We start from the raw sequence: 22,521 nt of genomic DNA, 5'->3' as shown, positions 1-22,521 counted from the left end.
GCAAGGGCGGAAAGCGCTTGCCCGCCGGCCGTGCACCGGGGGAGGATCACCGTTCATGGCGTCGTCCACGGAGAAATCGCTCGACCATCGCTACCGCGACGAACACCCGATCCGCACCCTGGCCTACCTGTTCCGGGCCGACCGCAGGCGACTGGCCCTGGCCGTCGCCGTGTTCACGGTCAAGCACAGCCCCATCTGGCTGCTGCCCCTGATCACCGCGTCCATCATCGACACCGTCGTCCAGCACCAGCCGGTCAGCCGGCTCTGGACGAGCACCGGCATCATCCTGTTCATCCTGCTGATCAACTACCCCCTGCACGTGCTCTACGTCCGCCTCCTCTACGGCAGCGTCCGCCGCATGGGCACCGACCTGCGCTCGGCACTGTGCACCCGGATGCAGCAGCTCTCCATCGGCTACCACTCCCGGGTCAGCGCCGGAGTGCTCCAGGCCAAGGTCGTACGCGACGTGGAGACGGTCGAGCAGATGGTCCAGCAGACCGCAGAGACCGGGCTCGGCGCGATCACCGTACTCACCGGCGGACTGGTCATCATCGGCTTCCGCACACCGGAGTTCGTGCCCGTCTTCCTCGTCGTCGTACCGGTCGCCGCACTGCTCGTCTCCCGGCTGAAGGCACGCCTTCGCACCCACAACGAGCTCTTCCGCCACGAGGTCGAGACCCTGTCCACGCGCGTGACGGAGATGACCCGCCTCATCCCGGTCACCCGCGCCCACGGCCTGGAGGGCAAGGCCCTGCACCGCATGGACGGCACCCTGCGCCGCCTGCTCACCTCCGGAAACCGCCTCGATCTGCTCAACGGCCGCTTCGGCTCACTGGCCTGGGTCGTCCTGAACGTGGTCGGCGTCCTGGTCCTCGCCGGCGCGGCCCTGGTGTCGTACTACGGCGTCTGGGGAGTCACCGCCGGCGACGTCGTCATGCTGAGCGCCTTCCTGACCACCCTCACCAACTCCACCACGACCCTCACGACCCTTGCCCCGGTCATCACCAAGGGCCTGGAATCGGTCCGTTCGGTCGGCGAGGTGCTCCAGGCACCCGAGTTGGAGGACAACGAGGGCAAGGCGGAGGTCACCGAAGTGCGCGGAGCCGTCGCCTTCCACGGTGTCGGCCACACCTACGACGAACAACTCCGGCCCGCCGTCCACGACTTCACGCTCACCGTCACACCCGGCGAGACCGTCGCCCTTGTCGGCGCGTCCGGCGCCGGGAAGTCCACGGTCCTCAACCTCGTCATCGGGTTCATCCGCCCCACCTCCGGCCGACTGCTGCTCGACGGCACCGACATGAACACCCTCGACCTGCGCACGTACCGCCGCTTCGTCTCGGTCGTCCCCCAGGAGTCGATCCTCTTCGACGGCACGATCCGCGACAACGTGGCCTACGGCATGGACGACGCGGACGAGGAGACGGTGCGGGCGGCACTGCGCGACGCCAACGCCATGGAGTTCGTGGAGAAGTTGCCGCAGGGCCTGGAGACCCTGGTCGGCGAGCGCGGGGCCCGACTGTCCGGCGGCCAGCGCCAACGCCTCGCCATCGCGAGGGCGTTGATCCGTGACCCCAAGGTGCTCGTCCTGGACGAGGCGACCTCGGCCCTGGACACCCGCTCGGAGGCCCTCGTCCAGCAGGCTCTCGGTCGGCTGCTGCGCGGCCGTACGACCTTCGTGGTGGCGCACCGGCTGTCCACCGTCCGGGGCGCCGACCGGATCGTGGTGCTGGGGGAGGGGGAGATCCTGGAGGTCGGCACGCACGACGAACTCCTGCGCCGGGGTGGGGCGTACGCGGCGTTGCACAGCGGGCAGGTCGCCTGACCGGATCTCGCGGCGGGTTGGTCGGATCGGCGCGGGCTGGGCACAGGCAGGGAAAAGCGAGAGAGGGGCGCTCCGTGCTCGTGCCGGACCCGAAGGCCGTCAGGAGAGCGCCGGCTCGGACACCGTCCTGCCGTGGAACGCCGAACGGTAGGCCTGCGGGCTGGTGCCGACCACCCGGCGGAAACGCTCGCGGAACGCGGTGGGGGAGCCGAACCCGGCCTGCTGGGCGATGCGTTCGACGGTGTGGTCGCTGTTCTCCAGGAGGTACTGGGCGCGTCGTACGCGGGCCCGCAGCAGCCACTGAAGAGGTGTGCTGCCGGTCTGTTCGCGGAATCGGCGGCTGAACGTCCGCTCGCTCATGCCCGATCGCGTCGCCAGCGCCCCGAGTGTGACCTCGTGGGAGAGGTTGTCCTCGATCCAGTGCAGGAGCGGTTCGAGGGTCGAGCCCTGGGGGACCGGCGGGTGCCGGTGGACGATGAACTGGGCCTGCCCGCCCTCCCGTTCGAGCGGCATGACCGACAGCCGGGCCGCGTCCGCGGCGACCGCCGATCCGTAGTCCCGCCGGATGAGGTGCAGACACAGGTCCAGTCCGGCGGCGGCCCCGGCCGAGGTGAGGATCTGCCCGTTGTCGACGTACAGCACGTCCGGCTCCACCTCGACCAGCGGATAGGTGCGGGCCAGCAGATCGGCGGCCACCCAGTGCGTGGTGGCGCGCAGCCCGTCCAGCAGGCCGGCCTCGGCCAGCACGAAGGCGCCCACGCAGATGGACACGATCCGGGTGCCCGCCGCTGCCGCCTCCCGCAGCGCCGCGAGCACCCGGGTGGAGGGCGGCGCGGCCTGCTCGGAGCGGCCCGGGACGACGACGGTGTCGGCGTCCGCCAGCGCTTCGAGGCCGTGGTCGACCCGCAGGGCGAACCCGTCCGTCCGCACGTCCGGCGTCTCGCCGCACACCCGCACCCGGTAGGCGTTCCGGCCGTCGGGCAGCCGGGTACGGCCGAACACCTCCATCGGTGTCGCCATGTCGAACGGCACCACATGATCGAGAACCAGGATCGCGACGGTGTGCATGAACACCACGATAGGCGGATTCCCGCCAGGCGTGTGACAGGGGCATCCACCACACTCCGCTGGTCGGAGGCATTGGCGAGAATCCGTTGGAAACTGTCATTCCAGCCTCTGTGCTCCCGCGCCGGACGTCCCTAACCTGGGCCGGTGACCAAGATCCTTCTCACTCTGCACGTCCTGGCCGCCATCGTCGCGGTCGGTCCCGTCACCGTCGCCGCCAGCATGTTCCCACCGGCGGCCCGCCGCGCCCTCACGGCCGCGGACGGACCCGACGCGGGGGTGACGACCGTACGACTGCTGCACCGCATCTGCCGCCTCTACGGCGCGGTCGGACTGGCGGTGCCCCTGTTCGGCTTCGCCACCGCTTCCGCCATGGGTGTCCTCGGCAGCGGCTGGCTCATCGCCTCCATCACCCTCACCGCGGTGGCGGCCGGCATCCTGATCGCCTTCGTCCTGCCGCGCCAGGACGAACTGCTGGAGGAACTGGGCGCACAGCGGCCCGTGGAGCGTGCGGGGACCGTTCAACTCGCCGTGTTCACCGGCATCTTCAACCTGCTGTGGGCCACCGTCACCGTCCTCATGATCATCCGTCCCGGTTCGACCACGGGCGCCTGACCGGTCAGCCGGTGACGCGGACCAGCAGAAGCGCGACGTCGTCGTCGGGCTCCGGGCGCAGCGCGTTGAGGAGCATGTCGCTCGTCTGCTCCAGGGGACGGCGGGAACTCTGCAACAGCCGCGTCAGCGTGTGCAGCCCCACGTCGATCGACTCGCCGCGGTTCTCCACCAGCCCGTCGGAGTACAGGGCGAGCAACGCGCCCGTGGTGAAGGGGACTTCGGCGGTCCCGAAGTCCACCCCGCCGACACCGAGCGGGACTCCACCGGGAATGTCGAGGAGTTCCGCCGAGCCGTCCGGCCCGATCAGCACGGGCGGCAGATGACCCGCGCTCGACAGGGCGCAGGTGCCCCGGTTGAGGTCGACCACGCCGTACGCGCACGTGGCGATCGCGTCGCCGAGGGAGCCGGTGAGGTCGTCGAGATGATGCAGCAACTCCGCGGGCGGGAGATCGAGCCGGGCCAGCGCGCGGGTCGCGGTGCTCAACTGCCCCATGATGGCGGCGGCTTGCACACCCTTGCCCATCACGTCCCCCACGACGAGCCCGGTCCGGCCCGGTCCCAGCGGCAGCACGTCGTACCAGTCGCCCCCGACCTCGCTCAGCGCCGGCAGGTAGCGGGCGGCGATGTCGAGGCCCTCCTGCCGGGCCGGGGCCGACGGCAGCAGGCTGCGTTGCAGGGTCAGCGCGGTGGTGCGTTCGCGGCCGTAGAGGCGGGCGTTGTCGATGCAGATCGCGGCGCGCGCGGCGAGCTCCGAGGCGAGGACGCGGTCCTGTTCGTCGAAGGGGCGGTCGTTGACGGTGCGGTAGAGGCTCAGCGTGCCCAGGACCTCGCCGCGGGCCATCAGCGGGACGGCCAGGTAGGAGTGGACGCCCGCCATGCGCAGGGTCTGCGCGGCGCGCCCGTCCCTGGCGATGCGGCGCATCATCGGCGGGTCGACCCGCTCGACCAGGATCGGCCCGGCCTCGCGGACGCACCGGGTGATGATGCGGTTGGGGCCGTAGGTGGCCAGTTCGCCCACCGGGTCCGCCGCGTGGATCGCGTCGGTGAGGTAGCCGGCGGCGACGGCCAGCGCCCGGAACTCGACCTGCGCGTCCTCGGTCACCGGAGTGATCGTGCCGTCCGTGACGACCGATTCCAGTACGTCCACGGCGGCCAGGTCGGCCACATGCGGCACCGCGACCTCGGTCAGCTCCCGCGCGGTCTGCTGGAGGTCCAGCGTCGTCCCGATCCGCACCCCGGCCTCCGCCACGACGGACAGGTGCTGGCGCGCCTGCGCGACCTCGGAGGCCGCCTGCTCCCGCTCGGTCACGTCCAGGACGGCCATCGCCAGCCCGAGCACCCGGCCCTGCGCGTCCTCGATGCGGTGATACGACTCCGAGTACGCCCGGTCCACCACGTCGGCCGCCGTCCGGCCCACGGTCTGCTGGTCGAGCAGCGGCTTGCCGGTGATCAGCACGTGCCGCATGCGTGACTCGATGGCGGCCACGTCCAGACCCGGCAGCACCTCGCCGACCCGGCGCCCGACGACCTCGTCCTCCGGCACGCCGTTGATGCGCTCCAGGGCCGGGTTGACGCCGACCCACCGCAGATCGGTGTCGAACACCGCGATGCCCACCGGCGTCTGACGCACCAGGCTGTGGGACAGCGCCAGGTCCCGTTCCACACCCCGTACCGTCGTGGCGTCCGCCGCCAGCCCCAGCAGATGCGCCTGACCGTGGCTGTCGCGCAGCCGCATCGTGCGGAACTCCACGGGCCGCTCCGTGCCGTCCCGGTGCAGCAGCGGGAAGACCCCCGCCCAGCGGGCGCCCGAGCCCACCTGGGCGAACAGCTCACGTGCCCTGACCCGGTCGTCGGGCGACACCAGAAGCCGGTCCGCGCGCTGCGTCAGCGCCTCCTCGGGGGAGTAGCCGAGCAACTGCTCCGCCTCGGGACTCCACAGCGCGATGTACCCGCCGGCGTCCAGGACCACCGCCGCGACCTGCAACAGGTCCAGCAGCCCTCCCGGGGCGGCCGTGACGCCGTCTCCGGCACCGTACGCGTCCATCCCAGCCGCTCCTTCCGGTGCGGCACGGCACCGCCAAGATCCGCACCGCGGGTCATCCGATTACGGCACAGCCCGCCCCGAGGGGCAACACCGCGGGGCGGGACAGGGGGAGGGGGCCGTATGGAGCACATGCCCGCGCGGGCGCCGACGTGCCCCCGGATTCTGGTCGTGCCCCCCACTGCCCCCGCCCCCACTGCCCCAGGGACACTCCATGCCCTTCCCGCTCCGCCTCGTCTCCCTCCTGGTCGCCACCTGCATGGGCGCCCTCGTGCCCGCGTCGCCCGCCGCGGCCGACGACCACTCCCTGCAGCGCGGCCTCGACGAACTGGTCGCGGCCCCCGACGGCCCGCCCGGCGTGATCGTCGTGCTCCGCGACGGCGACCGACAGCGCGTCCTGCGCGCCGGCACCGCCGACATCACCACCGGCCGCCCGCTCGAAGCGCGCGACCACACCCGGACCGCGAGCACCAGCAAGGCGTTCAGCGGGGCGGTGGCCCTGCATCTCGTACGACAGCACCGGCTCGCCCTCGACGACACGATCGGCGCCCGGCTGCCCCACCTGCCCCGGGCCTGGCGGTCGGTGACCCTGCGCCAGCTGCTCCAACACACCAGCGGCCTCCCGGACTTCAGCCAGAGCACACGGTTCCGGAGCCTCATCGCGGCCGACCCGCGCCGGCACTTCGACTCGCGGCGCCTGCTCGACTTCGTGGCCGGTGAACCGCTGCGCTTCACCCCGGGCTCGCAGTACCGCTACTCCAACTCCGACAACATCGCCGTAGCCCTGATGGCCGAGGCGGCGACCGGCGCGCGCTACGAGGACCTGCTGCGCCACGACGTGTACAAGCCGCTCGGCCTGCACGACACGAGCCTGCCGCAGGGGTACGGGATGCCGGAGCCGTACATGCACGGATACGCCGTCGGCGGACCATCCGGACCGGAGGACGTCAGTGAGGCGATCGGCATGTCGGGCGTGTGGGCCTCGGGCGGCATCACCTCCTCGCCCCGCGACCTGACGGCGTTCATCAGCGGCTACGCCGCCGGAGCCCTCACCTCGGAGGCGGCCGTCCGGGAACAGCGGCACTGGATCCCCGGCGCCTCCGAACCGGCCGGCCCGGGCCGCAACAGCGCCGGGCTCGCCCTCTTCCGCTACGACACCCGATGTGGGGTGGTTCTCGGACATACCGGAAACACCCTTGGTTACACACAGTTGATGGCGGCGACCCCCGACGGCCGACGCTCGCTCACTTTCTCATTGACAACTCAGGTGAACCGGACGGGGAACCCGGAACTGCTGCGCAAGGTGCGCGCGGTCGAGGAGGACGCCGTGTGCAGTCTGATGGGAACGTACGGGTCGTAGCCCCCGTTTCCTGTGTGCCGCACCATGAGTGCGTGCACACGCGACTATTGTATCAACCGCCGGACGAGCGGGCGGCGTTCGCGCTCGCGGACGCGCTGGGACGGGCCGGGGCCGACGTCGTACTCGGCGCGTGGTCGGCGGACGCGGACGGTGCGCCCGATCAGGAGGCCGTCGTCGTCCTGCTGTGGTCGGCGGCGTGGGACCGGACGTTGAGGGAACCCGTGCTGTCCAGCGCATTCGTGCCCGTCCGGCTCGACGACACACCGCTGCCGTCCGTCCTGGCCGGGCTGCGCCACGTACGGCTCGCTCAGGGCTGGGGTCGTGTGTCGGACGAGGCGGCGGCGATGGTCGTGCGCCTCGGCTTCCCGGCCCTCGTGCCGCCGCTCCCCGTTCGGGGCAACCCCACCGAAAGCACCTTGGTGATCAGCGACTTCGGTCCTCTGGGGCTCTTCGCGACCTGCCCACGGTGCGGCGGGAGCAGCGAACGGCTGCGCCCGTACGTCACGGTCGACCATCAGTACGACCGGGCCCTGCGCCTGGTCATCTGTGGTGCGTGCGATTGGCAGGACGGCTGCGAGCTGTGACTCCGGTGAACCGTTTCCGCTACCTCAAGTGACCGCGCTGTCCGACCCGTTGACGAGGCCCTCCCGCTCCGAGGTGGCGGTCAGGGCCAGCCACTCCGCTATGGTCCGGGCGATCGGCTGGCCGGTGTCCGCCTCGACGAAGCCGAACTGGCCCGACTGGTTGCACTCCAGGAACCACCAGGTCCCGTCCCGGTCCTCGGCGAAGTCGAAGGCGCCGTAGGCCAGTTCGGCGTCGCGCAGGTACGTCAGGACGGCGTCCGCGATGCGGGGCGGGACGTCGGTGGGGCGCCAGGGCTGCGCCGGGGTGGCGAAGCGGACGTCGACCTCGGCGGGGTCGGGGTCCGGGGCGGTCTCCATGCGCGCGGCGAGCAGCCGGTCGCCCACCACGGTGAGGCGGATGTCGGCACGCTTGGCGATCCGGCGTTGCAGCAGGGTGGGGCCGAACGCGACGGCCGAGAAGTCGGTGTCCGGCGCGACGCGGCTCGTCGGCACGGCCCTGGGCGGATCCTGCGGGTGGGCACCGGAGACCGGCTTGACCACCAGGTCCGGGAAGCGCTGCGAGAACTCGCGGGCGGCCTGCGGGAACGTGGTGATGAGGGTGGCCGGCACGGGCAGTCCGCTGCGTTGGGCGAGACGCAGCTGCCAGGGCTTGTGCCGGGCGCGGCGGGACGCGTCGGGGTGGTTCATCCAGCGGGCGCCGGAGCCGCGGAGCATGCCGTAGAGCGCCTGCGAGGCCTCCTCGGTCAGCCACTCGGAGGGCTGGGGGGCGCGGGTCGCCGGGGTGCCCGGTCTGCGCACCCAGATGGACCGCAGTCCGCTCACACTCACCAGCCGCCCCCCGGCGGACAGATGGCCGCGGAAGGCACCGTGGACGTACTCGCCGGAGAGCGCGACTCCGCCGGTGAGGTCGGCGGGATCGATCCGGACCACGGGGACGCCGGACGCGTGCAGGTGGACCACCACCATGTCCGCCGTGACGTCCTCTTCGCAGGTAAGGACCAACACGGTCATTTTCGTCGTTCCGTGTTCAGTCGTCGAAGTGGGTCTTCGATCCGGCGGTGGACGTCGTGGTCCCCAATTCCCTCAGCAGGGCGAGATCGTGGGCGGCCACCCGTCCGTCGGCGAGCACGTTCAACTGCAGTCCGGAGTCGTAGCTGTACGGAGCGGTAACCTCCAACTGTGCTGCCGGGCGAGCGTAGTTGAGCGCGAACGGTTGCATCGTCTCTCCCTCGTCGGTACTGCCTCGTGCAAGCGGTGGCCACCCTGCGAGGTCGCTTGGCCCGCTGACTTCCGTCTGCTTCCAGAGACTTATACGAATCGAACGAGTGAATGGTTTCCTTACTCTGCGTAGTCACAGTAAGGAAGGTAAGACGCTCGCCGGGCTCAGCCGGGGTCGCCCGGCCGGCCCTCCTCCTGCTCGCCGAGGGAGTTGCGCATCGTGCGAAGAGCGAGGAGAAGTACGGCGATGTCGTCCAGATAGACGGGATCGGGCATCAGGTCGGTCGGCAGTACGAAGTAGAGGACCGCACCCCAGAAAACCCATTTGGGGCCGGTCGGAAGCCCTGCGCGCCGCATGGTGCGCCGCGTACGGACGAGCCGCACCAGCACTCCGACGGCCACGGCGAGCAGCACCGCCGCGAGCACCGCGGCGATGACGATCACGGTTGTGGTCGAGTCCACTGGCGCCCCTTTTCCCGGTCCGGCCACACGGCATGTGCCCTATCCGGATGCCCGGTTACGGCCCCGGTATGGCCGACGAGGGGAACATCACACCCGAACGCCCGGAAGAGTATTGACAGTCGCCGACCGCCCGCCGGGCACTGGTACGTTTTCACCGTGAGCGCGACCATCGGGAAGGGAACCCACGTACGGATCGGGCTCGACGCCCCACCACGCGTGGCGAGCCTCGGCGTCGGGGTGCACGGCACGGTGAGCCCGCGTGACGTGTTCCGGCTGCCGGACCTCTGGCAGTTGCACCTGTACCGCTACGAGGCGGAGTTGACCGTCGACGGGGTGGCGCACGAGATCAGACCCGGCCATGTGAGCCTGGTGCCGCCCGGCGCGCTGGTGCGGTTCCACTACCGGGGCCGATCCGAGCATCTCTTCGCCCACCTGGAACTCCCGTCGGCCGGTGAGCGGTTGACCGTTCCCGTGATGCAGGACGCCGGTACGCAGACGCCGGTGCTGACCGACCTCATGCAGCGGGCCGTCGCGGCGGCACCGCGCAACCCGGCCCGTGCCGCCGCGGAGTTGTGGACGGTGCTGTGGCGCGTGGCGGACCTGGCGACCCCGGCCGCCGACGGGACCACCGGCCCCCACCCCGCTCTCGCCCTGGCCGTCGCGCACATCGAGTCGCACCTGACGGCACCTCTGACGGTGCCCGAAGTCGCGCACGCGGCAGGCGTCTCGCACAACCACCTCATCCGCCTGTTCCGCAGCGAGACCGGCACCACGGTCGTCGCCTACATCCGGCACCGGCGCATGGAACGCGCACGGCATCTGCTGCGGGAGTCGACCCTGTCTATCCCCGCGGTCGCGGCCGCCGTCGGCATCGGCGATCTACAGGCCTTCAACAAGACATGCCGACGCGAACTGGGCGCCTCGCCCAGGGCGGTTCGCGCCGGCACCGCGTGAAGCGGACCCGCACCCCCACGGGCCGGTCCCGCACCGCGGACGTCAATCCCGGCCCGCGCCCCGGTACAGGTCCAACTCCCCGTCCAGCTCGACCGCCAGGACTGTCGCCCGCTCGTCCACGTCTGCCGCGCCCGGGGCGTCGATCCAGGTCACGCCCGGCACGTCACCGAGCCCGCCGATGACGTCGTGCCCGAGTTCGGCGCCGGTGCCGAGAACCGTGACCCGCCTGACTGGCGTACGCAGGCCGCGCACCGACACCGACTCGCGCGGCGGATCGAAGCACACCAGGTACAGCGTGCGGCGGTCGGCGGAGAGGGTGCTGGGGCCGTAGTGGTGCCCGGCGGGCAGTCCGGCGATCGTGCCGTACACCGCTTCGGAGTGCCGGGCGATCCACGCGCCGAGCCCCTCAAGTCGCTCCGTCTGCGCGGGCGTTATCGTCCCGTCTTCCCTCGGGCCCACGTCGAGCAGCAGATTGCCGCCCATCCCGATCGTCTCCGTGAAGTAACGCACCAGCTGCCGCACCGACTTGTGGTGCTGGTCCCCGTGCTGGAAACCCCACGAGTCGTTCACCGTCAGGCACAATTCCCAAGGCCCGTCCGGCGCTTGCAACGGCACCCCCTGCTCGGGTGTCGCGTAGTCGCCGTGGCTGAGCATGCGGGCGTTGAGGACGGTGTCCGGGTTCCCGGCGAGAATCAGCTCGGCCAACTCCCGCATGCCCCACTGCTCTTCGCTGCGCTCCCACTCGCCGTCGAACCACAGCAGGTCGGGCCGGAACCGGTCGACCAACTCGCCGACCTGTCCGTCGCGGTAGGCGAGATAGCGGGCCCAGGCGGCCGGGTCCTCGTGGCCGGGGCGTGCGGAGGCGTACGGGTTGGCGCGTATCTCCTCGTCGGGCGGGTGCGGGTGCACCGTGCTGGCGTAGTCGGGGTGGTTCCAGTCGGAGTGCGAGTAGTAGAGCCCGACCTTGAGACCCTCCTTGCGCAGCGCGTCGGCGTAGGGCCCGATCAGGTCGCGGCCGGCCGGGGTGCGGCGGACCACGTCCAGGTCGCCGTGGGCCGAGTCCCACAGGGCAACCCCGTCGTGGTGCCGGGCGGTCAGCACCGCGTATCTGGCACCCGCCCGCGCGAACAGCCGGGCCCAGGCGCGCGGGTCGTAGTGCGCGGCGGTGAATCCGTCCAGCTGCCGCATGTACCGGTCGTGCGGGACCTGACCCGTGTAGAACGACCAGGACTCCGGGACACCGTCGACGGCGTAGATCCCGTAGTGGAGGAAGATGCCCAACTTGGCATCGCGGAACCAGGGTTGCATCGGCATGCCGCCAAGCTAGGTCGGCGGGTGCGGAGGGCGCGTGGGCGGTGATCACCACTGGTGGTCCATTTTCACCACCGGGACTGCGCTGCGTAGGCCTTCGGCATGGCCGAGGGCGGAAGCCGGGTCCGGGGACAAGGAATCCTGGTCGCCGACCGCGCGTGCCGACGGGGGAGCGCGCAACGCCTCGGCCTTGTCACGGAGTTGCGCATGCTTCCCTCGGATCCGCTGCCTCGGCGGCGACCGCCTACCGCTCCTCGGCCGACCGGCCACCGTCACGCGGCGGATCATCACGTTCGCCGGGGGCCGGTGCCGCGGGACGCAGCGCCTTCGTCGCGTTCCTGAACCGGCCGAACGTCCGCTGGAACGGCGACCCGGTCGACTCGGGCGGCTCCCCGGGCACGGCGGCACCTCCGGACTCGCGCAGCGCCGCCAGCGCCTCGTTGGCCCGGTCCGCGGACTCCCGGTACAGGTCCCGGGACTTGGTCATCGCCTCCAGCGCCTCGGCGTACATGGCCACGAGCCTGCGCTCCCGGGCCAGTTCCTCCTCCAGCGTCATCAGGCGCCATTGCTCGCGCAGCGCGGTGACGGCCGCTTCGGCGCCCTCCGGCATCGGGCGCGGCGAGGCGGCGTAGCGGCACAGCACGTCCACGAGTTCGGTGGGCTCGGAGCCGTCGAGGAAGACGCTGCGCACGGAGAAGTCGCGTACGTCGTAGCCGGGCGCCGCGGGGTTGGTGGGCAGCACCACGGCACCGCCGCGCGGCACCTGGAAGTCGAACTCGCGCAGCAACGCCCAGTTCACGGACCGCAGTTGGTCCGGCGTGGCCCGATGCTCCACCACGCGGTGCCGGAGACTCGCGGGCAGCAGCCGGGCCAGGGGCAGCCGACCGTGCGCGTCCGGGGTCATCGCCTCGTGCACGACGACGTGCACGCTCCAGCCGTCCTGCGCGCAGCTCCTGAACAGCCGCCGCAGCTCCTTCTCGTCGGAAGGCAGCGGATTGACCTCCCGGAAGCGCAGACCCGGGACCGGCGCACGGTCCCAGCCGGTGTCCGCGTCCTCGGGCCAGAACATGGTCGCGGGGGAGGGCCACCGAGGATCCCAGACCCGCTCGGCCTCCGCGACCAGGACCCACTCCCGCCCCTCGGCCGAAACGGAGCCGGCAGCGCCCGAACCCGGCTCCGGAGCAGGCGGGAACGTCAGCCGCGCCCGCACGGTGACCGTGCCCTCGACCCGCCACCGCGCCTCGAAGACCGGCTCGCGGGAGGCATGGACCTGATCCTGACCGGAGTCCTCGTCCGGTTCCAGGTGGTCGTCGATGACCTCGCGGTCCTTGAGTCGCTGCAACTGTCGCCGTACGACATCCGCGGCGTCCTCGGACCCGACGTGGCGGCCGCGAGCCAGCCACACCGTGTGAGGGATCGTGGGCGGAGCTGTGGAGGAGTTCGACATAAGCCAATCTGCGGGCGGGAGCGATGCTGGCCCACCAGTATCACCGTGGGAGATCTTGGCGGGTCGAGCGGGGGGTGGAGCGGGGGTCGGAGAGTCTCGTATGCCCGAATTTCCCGCGATACCGCGTGAGCATACGCGCGGGGTGTGATCGGTCCACTCCGGGTGGCCGGGTTTCACGCGTGCCTTTGACATGCCCCGGTCCGCAGAATGGTGGGGCGGACGGGACCCGCCCACCATCCGCTCGGGGTGGGTCCCGTCCGTGTGCCACCGGCCCTCACCGCCGCCGGCGCCCGTCCACGGCGCCCGGCCGGGACTGGAGGCCCGCCTCGGGCGCGGGCGCACTGAATCCGGCCGGAACCGAACGCGCGCTCGTGGTGGCGGGAGCCTCCAGGGGGACGACCGTCTCCTCGCGCGGCGGGCGGGTGCGCGGCAGGGGCCGGCCGACGACACGGGTGTGCGTCATCCGCGCGGCGCAGGCCGCACAGACCTCGACCAGGGTCCACACCTGGCCGACCGCGGGATCGTGCCGCAGCACGAGGAGCACCGAGCCCGAGCAGTCGACCCGGGTCCCCTCGTGCGCCGCGCACCGCTGCCGACGGCAGCCGCAGGCCGCGTCGGGGCGTACGGTCGCCGCTCTGACATGGGCCGCCGCATGGGCTTCGGCGAAGCGGCGCAGGGCCGCGATGTCACGCGACCGGGCGGGCATGCCGCACCCGGAGGAGCAGCTGACCGACGCGGTACGGTCGCGGTGACCTGTGATGCGAATAGTCCAGGTACGCCCGGGCCTGCGGGCTGATGGGGCGTCAGGGTACGCGAGAGCCAAGGCCACAGTTCCTTTGGGTGGAGGTGTTCACGCGGAGGAGGTGCTGAGTTAAGAACTACCCGTCGTGGGGCAGTTCACAGCATTTACGGCCCTCAAGTATTCGTTCGACACCGCGATACGGTCGGCGCATGGCTGACGCGCGGCTGACCACGCCCTCGTTCCTCGTCCTCGGCATCATCGACAGACTGGGCGAGGCGAGCCCGTACGACGTGAAGGTGGAGGCCGCCCGCACGGTCGCGCCGTTCTGGTCGGTGCCGCACGCCCAGGTGTACGCGCAGTGCGACCGGCTGCTGGAGGCCGGGCTGTTGTCGCAGGTACGGCAGGAAAGCGGCCGTAACCGCCGGGTGTTGACGCTCACCGACCAGGGCCGGGCCGTCCTCGGGCGCTGGCTCGACGACCCGGAGTTCGTGCCGGTCGAGGCCAGGGAGCGCGGCATCCTCAAACTGTGGTTCGGCGGCCGGCCCGACGTCCTCGCCCCGGTCCAGCTCGGCGAGCACGAGAAGACCCTGCACGGCTACGAGGAACTCGCCGACAGCGCGGGCGAGTTACTGACCCCGGGCCAGCGGGAGGCGCTGGAGTTCGGCATCCGGTACGAGCGGATGATGGTCGATTTCTGGGGATGGGTCCAGCACCGGGACGAACGCACGCAGGACCGTTGACCCCGGCGGCGACGGCCTCTACGGTCTCGATAGTCCAAACGGGACCATCACTGGCCGGGTCGAGGCCACGAGCCGGCAGGGGGCCGCAGTGCGCCGTCCGACGAACAGCACCTGGCGCCGCGGCGCGATGATCGCGGTGACGGTCGTGTGCGTGGCGTACGCGCCGATCGCGATGACCGAACTGTGGCCGTACGCCCGCCCCGGCGCCCCCGCCCTCGGCGAATGGGTCATGGGCCGCGTCGTCAATCCGCGCTACGTCACCGACGCCCTCGCCGACCGGGTCGCCCCCTACCGGCACAGCCTCGTACCGATGATCGTGCACTCGGTGCTCGGCGGCGCGCTCATGCTGCTCGGCCCCGCCCAGCTCCTCACCGCCTCGCGCCGCCGCACCCGCCTGCACCGCGCACTCGGCGTGGTCTTCGCCGTCACCGTGTACGTCTCGATGGCGGGCGCCGGGATCTACCTGGCGCGCACGGCCCCCGAGGACGCGTTCAGCGGCCCGGCGTTCTGGATCGTGCTCGCCACCCTCCTGGTCGGCACCGTCCTCAGCGTGACCCTCGGCATCCTCGCCGCGGTCCGTGGACTCCTCGACCTGCACCAGCGGTGGATGCTGCTCTGCTACGGATTCCTCCTCACCGCACCCCTGCTGCGCCTGGAATGGGGCTTCCTGCCCCGGCTCCTGCCCGGCCTCACCATGGAGCAGATCAACCAGGTGGCGATCATGCACCTCGGCTCGGTGGTCGTCTTCGGCGCGCTGATCGCCGCGCGTGTCCGTGACCGGCGTACGGCGGTCGACGGGGTGTCGGGGTCCTGGGTGCCACTGCCCGTGCTCGCCGCGGCGCACCTCGCCGGAGCGGTCGCCCTGGTGTGGATCGCCCGCTCCTACCTCGACCTCGGCGCGACCGGACGGCGACTGCTGTGGGCCTATCTCCTTCCCTACGCGGTCGGTTACGCCGTGATGGCCCTCTGCGCCCGCCGCGCCGGCAGACAGGGACGCCTCTGGGCCAGGGAGGAGTGGCGGCTGCATCTGACGGCCCTGTGCCTGGCCCCGGTGCTGTCGACCGGCGCCGCCCCGGTGTTCCAACACGGCCTCGGACTCGACCGGTTGACGGCGCTGTCCGCCGGCGTCGCCATCGGCTGCGGAATGCTCGCGTTCGCCGCGACCGCTGTCGTGAGCCTGCGCGTCATCCACGGCCTTGAACTGCTGAAGCGCACCGCCACCACCGTGCCCACTGCGCCCCGCTTGTCCGCACCGGCCGCGTAGCCCACCAGGGGCTCCGCCGGTACGCAAGGCGCCCGGTTGTTGGCGTCCGGGCAGGGGAGCACACTGATCCCATGGAGCCCTCGCGCGGGGACGACGACGAGCGCGCGCTGGTGGAGCGTGCGTTTCGCCAGGCGTCGTTCTCGATGTCGATGTTCGACGCCGCGCAGCGGTATCTGCGGCTCAACGAGGCTGCCTGCGAGGTGATGGGGCTCGGCGAGGAGGCCCTGCGCGGCCACCCCTTCCCGTACGGGCTGCCGGAGGACGTCGACCAGCTGGGCACGCTGCAGGCGTTGCGCGACGTGGCGGCGACGGGCAAGCCCGCGCACTACGAGAGCTACACCCGCGCTCCGTCCGGAATCCGCGAGCACGCCTGGAACCTGGAACTGTGGCCGGTCCGGGACGCGCACGGGGAGGTGTGCGCGGTCGGGATGGCCGGGTTCGACAGCAGCGAGCAGCACTGGGCGCGGCAGCGCCTGGCGGTGCTCGACGAGGCCGCGGTCTCGGTCGGCACGAGCCTCGACCTCGGCCGCACCGCGCAGGAACTCGCCGAGCTGGTCGTCCCGCGGTTCGCCGACTTCGCGAGCGTGGACCTGCTGGAAGCGGTGATGCACGGCGAGGAACCCGCCGGCGACAGCCCGGACGCGACCGTGCTGCTCCGCCGGGTCGCGCATCTGTCCACCGAGCAGGGAACCCCCGAGGCCGTCATCGGCCTGGGCACCACCGACGCGTACCCGCCGTACTCCCCACCTGCACGCGCCCTGCACACGGGCAGGCCGGTGCTCAGCGGGAGCGGGGACCCGGACTTCGACCGCTGGATCGCGAGCGTGCCGGCGCGGGCCGAGAAGATGCGTGGCTTCGTCGTCACCTCACTGATGGCCGTACCGCTCATCGCCCGTGGCACCACGCTCGGTGTCGCCGTGCTCCTGCGCACCCGGCCCGACACCTTCACCCAGGACGACTTCGCCCTGGCAAAGGAACTGGCCGGCCGAGCCGCCCTCTGCGTGGACAACGCCCGCCGGTACACCCGTGAACGCACCACCGCGCTCACCCTCCAGGAGAGCCTCCTGCCGCGCGGAACGTCCCCGCAGTCCGCGGTGGACGTCGCCTGCCGCTACCTGCCCACCGACTCGCGGGCCGGCGTCGGCGGGGACTGGTTCGACGTCATCCCGCTCTCCGGCGCGCGGGTGGGCCTGGTGGTCGGCGACGTCGTCGGCCACGGCATCCAGGCCTCCGCGACCATGGGACGCCTGCGCACCGCGGTGCAGACCCTCGCAGACGTCGACCTTCCACCCGACGAACTCCTCGCGCACCTCGACGACCTGGTCCTGCGCCTCGGCGACGACGGCAACGGCGGCCGGGGTGGCGCCGGTGAGACCGGGTCGACCTGCCTGTACGCCGTCTACGACCCCGTCTCGCACACACTGACCGCCGCGAGTGCCGGCCACCCTCCTCCCGTCCTCGTCCTGCCGGACGGCACCACGAAGTTGGTCGACATCAGCGTCGGCCCGGTCCTGGGAGTGGGCGGCCTGCCCTTCGAGACCACCGAGATCGAACTGCCGCAGGACACGCTGGTCGCCCTGTACACGGACGGTTTGGTGGAGACCGCCGACCATGACCCCGACGTCGGCATCGCCCGGCTGCGACAGGCGCTCGCGAGCTCGCGGTCCACACTGGAGGACCGCTGCGACCAGGTGCTGTCCGCCCTGCTGCCGAAGCACCCGGGCGACGACGTCGCCCTGGTACTGGCGCGCACGAAGGCCCTCGACGCCGACCACGTCCAAGTCTGGGACCTGGCAGCCGACTTCGAGGTCGTCTCCGAGGCCCGAAGACTCGCCGCCGCCCAACTGGACGCCTGGGGACTGACCGAGGAGGGCTTCGTCACCGAACTGGTCGTCAGCGAACTCGTCACGAACGCGATCCGCTACGGCGCCGAGCCGATCCAACTCCGCCTGATCCACGACCGTACGCTCATCTGCGAGGTCTCCGACGGCAACTCCACCTCGCCTCATCTGCGCAGGGCGCGGATCTACGACGAAGGGGGCCGGGGTCTGCTCCTGGTCGCCCAGCTCACCACCAGCTGGGGCACCCGGCACACCGCGACCGGCAAGACCATCTGGGCCGAACAGGCGCTGACACCGACCACTGCCTGACCGGTCCGGCCGGACGGTGATCCGTCGTCCGTCAGGACTCGGAAGGCAGGCAGCCGCAGGATTCGCGGTGCATGAACGCCGGGTTGATGGTGACCTTGCGCGGCGGCAGCGTGGGGGAGGTGATCCGGGACAGGGCCATGGAGACGGCCTGTTCGCCGATGGACAGGGCGGGCTGGGCCATGGCGGTCAGCCGCGGGTGGAAGAGGTCGGCCCACTCGAAGTCGTCGAACGACACGAGGGCCACGTCACCGGGGACCGTCAGACCGGCGTCGCGCAGGGCGCGCATGGCACCGATCGTCATGCGGTTGTTTCCCACGACCAGCGCCGTGGGCGGCTCCGGGAGCGAGAGGAGCCGTCCGATGGCCGCCTCCGCACCCTCTTCGCTGGAGTCGCCGTCCGCCTCGTAGGACGGGTCGGCCTCGATGCCGTTGCGGCGCAGTCCGAGCCGGTAGCCGTCGCGGCGCTCAAGGGTGGTGGTGAGGCCGTCACGTCCGACGATCATGGCGATGCGCGTGTGTCCGACGGAGGCCAGATGGTCCACGAGGATCGCGGTGGGTTCGGTGTTGTCGACGGCGACCTGGTCGACGGCGGCGGGAACGAACCGGTCGATGGCGATGACGGGGACATCGACCTTGTCGGCGTACCGGATGGCCTGGGCCCCGTCACCGGAGGCGGCCAGGATGATCGCGCTGACCCGGCGGCGCAGGAGTTCGCTGACCGCCTTGATCTCCGTGTCGGCCTCGTCGTGGGTGTCCGCCATCAGCACCGAGTACCCGGCCGCCGAGGCGTGCCGGTCGATCCCGTGGACGACGTTGCTGAAATAAGGGTTGGACAGGGCGGACATGGCCAGACCGATGGTCCCGTACCCCGTGCTGTCCAGGGCCCGGGCCACCGGGTCGGGAACATAGCCGGTCTCGGCGACGGCATCCAGCACGCTGCGTACCGTCGCCGACGCGACCGGGCGGGTCTTGTTGAGCACATGCGACACCGTCGACACGGATACGCCCGCCCGACGGGCCACGTCGGACATGGTGGGTGTCTGTCGGGGTGCTCTGCCTGCCATGTCCGGATCTTATCCAAGCTCACTGAGCACGAGATCCGCCCGTGAGACCGTGCTGCGGATGAGGACACTGGTGTCCTCGTCGACTCCGAGGGCCTTCGCGCGTGCGGCCTCCGGGGTGAAGCCGTAGCTGATGTAACGGCGGATGAGCCGCTCGCGGCGGGGCTCCGGGAGGGCGTCCAGGAACCAGCTCTCGTCCAGCAACTCCCTGGCCTGCCGCCAGGGATCCCGCGTGGCCAGGAGGAAGTTGCCGTCCACGACGACCAGCCGGTGGTGTGGCGCGATTTCGATCGCCCCCGACACGGCGTCTTCGAGGTCGCGGTCGAACTCCGGCCACCACACGGTGTGTTCGGTCTCGGCGCGGGTACGGCGCAGGAGGGCGAGGAAGCCGTCGGCGTCGAAGGTGTCGATCGTGCCCTTGCCGGCCACCTGCCCCCGGGCTTCGACGACCTTGTGGGCGAGGTGGAACCCGTCCATGGACACGGCGACCGCCCGCCCCGGCTGCTCCTTCTCCAGCCGGGCCAAGAGCTGTTCGGCGAACGTGGACTTGCCGGCGCCGGGCTCCCCGACGATGCCGAGGAGCGCCCGGCCGTCCCGGGCCAGACGCAGCGCCCGCTCCGTGAGGGCGTCGAGGGAGGGGTTCCCGTAGAGCGGGGTGCTGCCCGGGCCGGTGTCCCCGTCGGTGCGGTCGCTGCCGGTGATCGTCATTCGGGGGACTCCGACGGGTGGTGGGAGGCGGGCCTCTCCTCGGGCATGTGCTGCGTCGTGCTTTCCAGGAGTGTGCCGTCGGCTCCCATCTGGAGGGCACCGGTCATCAGGCCCACCACCTCGGTCATCGTGCACGTCCTGGGCGTGACGACCGCGACGCGCCTGCCCAGTCGGTGCACATGGATGCGGTCGGCGATCTCGAAGACCTGTGGCATGTCGTGGCTGATGAGGACGACGGGGACGCCCCGGTCGCGGATCCGGGCGATGAGGTCCAGGACCTGACGGGACTCCCGCACGCCGAGGGCCGCGGTCGGCTCGTCCATGATGATCAGCCGGGTGCCGAACATGGCCGCCCGGGCCACCGCCACCGCCTGCCGCTGGCCGCCGGAGAGGGTGCCGACCAGCTGGGTGATGTCCTGGATGGTGGCGATGCCGAGCCGGTCGAGCTGCTCGGCCGCCTGAGCACGCATCCTCTTGTGGTCGAGCATCCGCAGTCCCGAGCCGAGGAAACCCTCACGGCGCAGCGGCCGGCCGAGGAAGAGATTCGTGGCGATGTCCATCTGCGGGGCGACGGCGAGGGTCTGGTACACGGTCTCGATGCCGGCCGCGCGGGCGTCGCGCGGCCCGTGGAAGTGGACCGGCCGACCGTCCAGTTCGACGGTTCCCGCATCCGGGACGAGGGCTCCGGTGAGGGCCTTGATCAGGCTCGACTTGCCCGCACCGTTGTCCCCGACGACGGCGAGGACCTCACCGGCGCGGATCTCGAAGTCGGACTCGTTGATGGCCACGACATTGCCGTAGCGCTTGACCAGTCCGCTCGCGCGCATCACCACGTCGGCGGTGGGCGACGCGGGCGCCTGGGCGGACGCGGCGTCCGATCGGGGCTGGTTCATGCTGCCCTCCTGCGGACCACACGGTCGACGGCGACGGCGACGATGACGAGGATGCCGGTGGCGACCTGCTGGTACAGGCTGTCGATGCCGGCCTGGGTCAGCCCGTTGGTGAGGACGGTGACGACCAGGGCGCCCAGCACGGTGCCGGGGATGCCGCCGCGCCCGCCGAAGAGACTGGTGCCGCCGATCACCACGGCGGTGATGCTGTCCAGGTTGCCGGTCTGGAAGGCGTTCGGGTCGGCGTTGGGGATGCGGCCCAGCGCCTGCCAGGCGGCGATTGCGTAGACGAACCCGGCCAGGACGTACACGCTCAGCAGGGTGCGCCGGGTGTTGATGCCGGTCAGCCGGGCGGCTTCCTCGTCGTCGCCGACGGCGTACACGTTGCGGCCCCAGGACGTCTGGGTGAGCAGGAACCACAGGCCGACGATGAGGACGATCGCGACGCCCATGCCGTTGGTGACCTCGATCTGGCCGAACAGGTAGGAGCGCTTGCCCAGGAAGGTCAGCACACCGGAAGTGACGGCGAAGCTCTCGCCGTTGGCGAACAGCTGGCCGGTCGCGGTCAGCACGCTGAGCACACCGAGGGTGACGATGAAGGGAGGCAGCCGCAGCCGGGTCACCAAGGTGCCGGACACGGCGCCTATGGCCGTGCACAACAGGACACCGACAAGGAGGGCGAGGCCCCCGGGCATGGAGTGCTGGCCGAGCTTGGCGATGACGAGGGTGCCCAGGACCATGATGGCCGCGTTGGCCAGGTCGATGCCGGCGGTCAGGATGATGAGGGTCTGGCCGAGGGCGAGCGTGCCGACGACCAGGAACTGCTCCACGATCAGCGACCCGTTGTCGAGGTTGAAGAACGTGTCGGTGGTCAGCGCGAACACGACGACGGCGATGACCAGGGCGGCCAGCGGGCCCGCCGCCGCGTTGCCGATCAGCCGCGCGAGAAGGGTCTTGCCCGGGGGCCGGGCGGCGGGGGCCTCGGGCGGCGCGGGGGAGGTGTGCGTGGTGGTCACGGATCAGCCCCAGCAGTTCTTCAGACCCCAGGCCGTGTCCTTGGAGTCCAGTCCGGAGACGGGCTTGTCGGTGATCAGCTGGGACCCGGTGTCGACGAACCCCGAGGGCTTCTTGTTCGTCTTGGCGAAGTTCACGACGGCGTCGACGCCGTCCTGCGCCATCTTCTTCGGGAACTGCATGACCGTGGCGGCGAACTTGCCGCTCTTGACGTTGCCCACACCCGTGCACGAGCCGTCGATCGAACCGATGACGACACCGGTCTTGCCGCTCAGTGCCTGAGCCGCGCCGGCGGCGGCGGGCTCGTTGATCGTGTAGACGGCGTTGATCCCGTGATCGCGCTGGTACAGGTTCTCCATCGCGGTCTGCGCCTTGGTCTGGTCGCCGTTGGTGACGGCGGTTCCCTTGATCTCCGAGGAGCTGCCGGTGATGCCGAAGCCCTCCAGGAAGCCCTTGTGCCGCAGGTCGTCCACCGTGGAGCCGGGCGTGCCGTCGAGCAGGACGACGGCGGGCTTCTTGCTGCCCAGGGCGGCCTTGACGTACTTGCCCTGCTTGACGCCCGCGGCCTCGTTGTCCGTGGCGTACGTGGCGTCCACTGCACTGGCCGGATCGGTCGCGGTGTCCAGCGCGATGACGAGGATGCCCTTGTCGCGGGCGGCCTTGATGGCGCCGAGTACGCCGGTGGAGTTGCTCGGGGTGATGAGGATGCCCTTGACGCCCTGGGTGACCAGGTTGTTGATCGCGTCGACCTGCCCCTGGTTGTCACCGTCGAACTTGCCTGCGAGGGCGATGAGCTTGGCCCCCTTCGCGTCCGCCTCGGCCTGCGCGGACTCGCGCAGCTTGACGAAGTAGGGGTTGGAGTTGGTCTTGGTCACCAGCCCGATGGAGACCTTGCCACCGGAGGAGGCGCTGGTGTCGGACCCGCCGCTCTTGGTCGACGTGCACCCGGCGACCAGCAGGGCCGCTCCTGCCACGGCGATGACCGGCACTCTTGCGGGGAGACGCAGATGTCCCATGATCTGCTCCTTTCGGCCGTACAAGTCTCCGTCGACCTGCGGGCTGCCGCACAAG

21 protein-coding genes are annotated in these 22,521 nt (G+C 71.1%); 8 read left to right on the top strand and 13 right to left on the bottom strand.

Annotated features, from left to right (window positions below):
* Positions 1–55: 55 nt before the first annotated feature.
* Positions 56–1,825, top strand: coding sequence for an ABC transporter ATP-binding protein (locus AB0I69_RS23415; protein WP_363097593.1), 1,770 nt, complete (start codon positions 56–58; stop codon positions 1,823–1,825).
* 99 nt (positions 1,826–1,924) lie between these two features.
* Here AB0I69_RS23415 and AB0I69_RS23410 read toward each other — a convergent pair whose 3' ends face one another.
* Positions 1,925–2,893 (bottom strand): helix-turn-helix domain-containing protein, encoded by a 969-nt coding sequence (locus tag AB0I69_RS23410; RefSeq protein ID WP_363097592.1) that lies wholly within the window; start codon positions 2,891–2,893, stop codon positions 1,925–1,927.
* Positions 2,894–3,037: 144 nt separating this feature from the next.
* On the opposite strand from AB0I69_RS23410, the gene AB0I69_RS23405 reads away from it, so the two are divergent.
* Positions 3,038–3,505: a hypothetical protein gene (locus AB0I69_RS23405; RefSeq protein WP_363097591.1), complete on the top strand. Its 468-nt coding sequence runs from the start codon at positions 3,038–3,040 to the stop codon at positions 3,503–3,505.
* Between the two features lie 4 nt (positions 3,506–3,509).
* Here AB0I69_RS23405 and AB0I69_RS23400 read toward each other — a convergent pair whose 3' ends face one another.
* Complete coding sequence (locus tag AB0I69_RS23400) at positions 3,510–5,549, bottom strand: SpoIIE family protein phosphatase (protein ID WP_363097590.1); 2,040 nt, start codon at positions 5,547–5,549, stop codon at positions 3,510–3,512.
* A 211-nt stretch (positions 5,550–5,760) separates the two neighbouring features.
* Here AB0I69_RS23400 and AB0I69_RS23395 point away from each other — a divergent pair, with 211 nt between their 5' ends.
* Both AB0I69_RS23395 and AB0I69_RS23390 read left to right on the top strand, forming a co-directional pair.
* The gene (locus tag AB0I69_RS23395; RefSeq protein ID WP_363097589.1) at positions 5,761–6,906 is read left to right on the top strand and encodes a serine hydrolase domain-containing protein; all 1,146 of its coding nucleotides are present in this window, start codon (positions 5,761–5,763) and stop codon (positions 6,904–6,906) included.
* A gap of 32 nt (positions 6,907–6,938) precedes the next feature.
* Positions 6,939–7,490: a hypothetical protein gene (locus tag AB0I69_RS23390; protein ID WP_363097588.1), complete on the top strand. Its 552-nt coding sequence runs from the start codon at positions 6,939–6,941 to the stop codon at positions 7,488–7,490.
* Between the two features lie 24 nt (positions 7,491–7,514).
* Here the strand turns inward: AB0I69_RS23390 and tgmB are convergent, their stop codons facing one another.
* The 3 genes from tgmB to AB0I69_RS23375 all read right to left on the bottom strand — a co-directional run bounded on the left by tgmB (position 7,515) and on the right by AB0I69_RS23375 (position 9,170).
* Positions 7,515–8,501, bottom strand: a complete 987-nt coding sequence (gene tgmB / locus AB0I69_RS23385) for an ATP-grasp ribosomal peptide maturase (protein ID WP_363097587.1) — start codon at positions 8,499–8,501, stop codon at positions 7,515–7,517.
* A 16-nt stretch (positions 8,502–8,517) separates the two neighbouring features.
* On the bottom strand, positions 8,518–8,709 hold the full coding sequence (tgmA, locus tag AB0I69_RS23380) for a putative ATP-grasp-modified RiPP (protein ID WP_363097586.1): 192 nt from the start codon (positions 8,707–8,709) through the stop codon (positions 8,518–8,520).
* Between the two features lie 164 nt (positions 8,710–8,873).
* Entirely contained in the window at positions 8,874–9,170 is a 297-nt protein-coding gene (locus AB0I69_RS23375; RefSeq protein WP_363097585.1) for a YkvA family protein, read from the bottom strand.
* Positions 9,171–9,326: 156 nt separating this feature from the next.
* On the opposite strand from AB0I69_RS23375, the gene AB0I69_RS23370 reads away from it, so the two are divergent.
* Positions 9,327–10,124, top strand: coding sequence for a helix-turn-helix transcriptional regulator (locus tag AB0I69_RS23370; protein WP_363097584.1), 798 nt, complete (start codon positions 9,327–9,329; stop codon positions 10,122–10,124).
* 42 nt (positions 10,125–10,166) lie between these two features.
* Here the strand turns inward: AB0I69_RS23370 and AB0I69_RS23365 are convergent, their stop codons facing one another.
* The 3 genes from AB0I69_RS23365 to AB0I69_RS23355 all read right to left on the bottom strand — a co-directional run bounded on the left by AB0I69_RS23365 (position 10,167) and on the right by AB0I69_RS23355 (position 13,588).
* Complete coding sequence (locus tag AB0I69_RS23365) at positions 10,167–11,438, bottom strand: alpha-L-fucosidase (RefSeq protein ID WP_363097583.1); 1,272 nt, start codon at positions 11,436–11,438, stop codon at positions 10,167–10,169.
* Positions 11,439–11,679: 241 nt separating this feature from the next.
* On the bottom strand, positions 11,680–12,882 hold the full coding sequence (locus AB0I69_RS23360; RefSeq protein ID WP_363097582.1) for a hypothetical protein: 1,203 nt from the start codon (positions 12,880–12,882) through the stop codon (positions 11,680–11,682).
* A gap of 274 nt (positions 12,883–13,156) precedes the next feature.
* Complete coding sequence (locus AB0I69_RS23355) at positions 13,157–13,588, bottom strand: hypothetical protein (RefSeq protein WP_363097581.1); 432 nt, start codon at positions 13,586–13,588, stop codon at positions 13,157–13,159.
* 245 nt (positions 13,589–13,833) lie between these two features.
* On the opposite strand from AB0I69_RS23355, the gene AB0I69_RS23350 reads away from it, so the two are divergent.
* The 3 genes from AB0I69_RS23350 (at position 13,834) to AB0I69_RS23340 (ending at position 17,778) form a co-directional block, all read left to right on the top strand.
* Positions 13,834–14,364 carry a PadR family transcriptional regulator gene (locus AB0I69_RS23350; protein WP_363097580.1) on the top strand — a complete coding sequence of 177 codons (531 nt, stop codon included), beginning with the start codon at positions 13,834–13,836 and terminating at the stop codon, positions 14,362–14,364.
* Positions 14,365–14,452: 88 nt separating this feature from the next.
* Positions 14,453–15,628 carry a DUF2306 domain-containing protein gene (locus AB0I69_RS23345; protein ID WP_363097579.1) on the top strand — a complete coding sequence of 392 codons (1,176 nt, stop codon included), beginning with the start codon at positions 14,453–14,455 and terminating at the stop codon, positions 15,626–15,628.
* 71 nt (positions 15,629–15,699) lie between these two features.
* Complete coding sequence (locus AB0I69_RS23340) at positions 15,700–17,778, top strand: SpoIIE family protein phosphatase (RefSeq protein ID WP_363097578.1); 2,079 nt, start codon at positions 15,700–15,702, stop codon at positions 17,776–17,778.
* A 31-nt stretch (positions 17,779–17,809) separates the two neighbouring features.
* On the opposite strand, the gene AB0I69_RS23335 is transcribed toward AB0I69_RS23340, so the two are convergent.
* The 5 genes from AB0I69_RS23335 to AB0I69_RS23315 all read right to left on the bottom strand — a co-directional run bounded on the left by AB0I69_RS23335 (position 17,810) and on the right by AB0I69_RS23315 (position 22,466).
* Positions 17,810–18,841 (bottom strand): LacI family DNA-binding transcriptional regulator, encoded by a 1,032-nt coding sequence (locus AB0I69_RS23335; RefSeq protein WP_363097577.1) that lies wholly within the window; start codon positions 18,839–18,841, stop codon positions 17,810–17,812.
* A gap of 9 nt (positions 18,842–18,850) precedes the next feature.
* Positions 18,851–19,546: a nucleoside/nucleotide kinase family protein gene (locus tag AB0I69_RS23330; RefSeq protein WP_363097576.1), complete on the bottom strand. Its 696-nt coding sequence runs from the start codon at positions 19,544–19,546 to the stop codon at positions 18,851–18,853.
* Positions 19,543–20,373, bottom strand: coding sequence for an ATP-binding cassette domain-containing protein (locus AB0I69_RS23325; protein ID WP_363097915.1), 831 nt, complete (start codon positions 20,371–20,373; stop codon positions 19,543–19,545). The genes AB0I69_RS23330 and AB0I69_RS23325 overlap by 4 nt, the downstream gene beginning before the upstream one ends.
* A 62-nt stretch (positions 20,374–20,435) precedes the next feature.
* Complete coding sequence (locus tag AB0I69_RS23320; RefSeq protein ID WP_363097575.1) at positions 20,436–21,452, bottom strand: ABC transporter permease; 1,017 nt, start codon at positions 21,450–21,452, stop codon at positions 20,436–20,438.
* 3 nt (positions 21,453–21,455) lie between these two features.
* On the bottom strand, positions 21,456–22,466 hold the full coding sequence (locus AB0I69_RS23315) for a substrate-binding domain-containing protein (protein WP_363097574.1): 1,011 nt from the start codon (positions 22,464–22,466) through the stop codon (positions 21,456–21,458).
* Positions 22,467–22,521: the final 55 nt, after the last annotated feature.

This window comes from Streptomyces sp. NPDC050508, from assembly GCF_040655155.1.
Lineage (GTDB): Bacteria > Actinomycetota > Actinomycetes > Streptomycetales > Streptomycetaceae > Streptomyces.
Note: the sequence above shows the minus strand (reverse complement) of the source record. Positions and strands in the feature narration are given on the sequence as shown.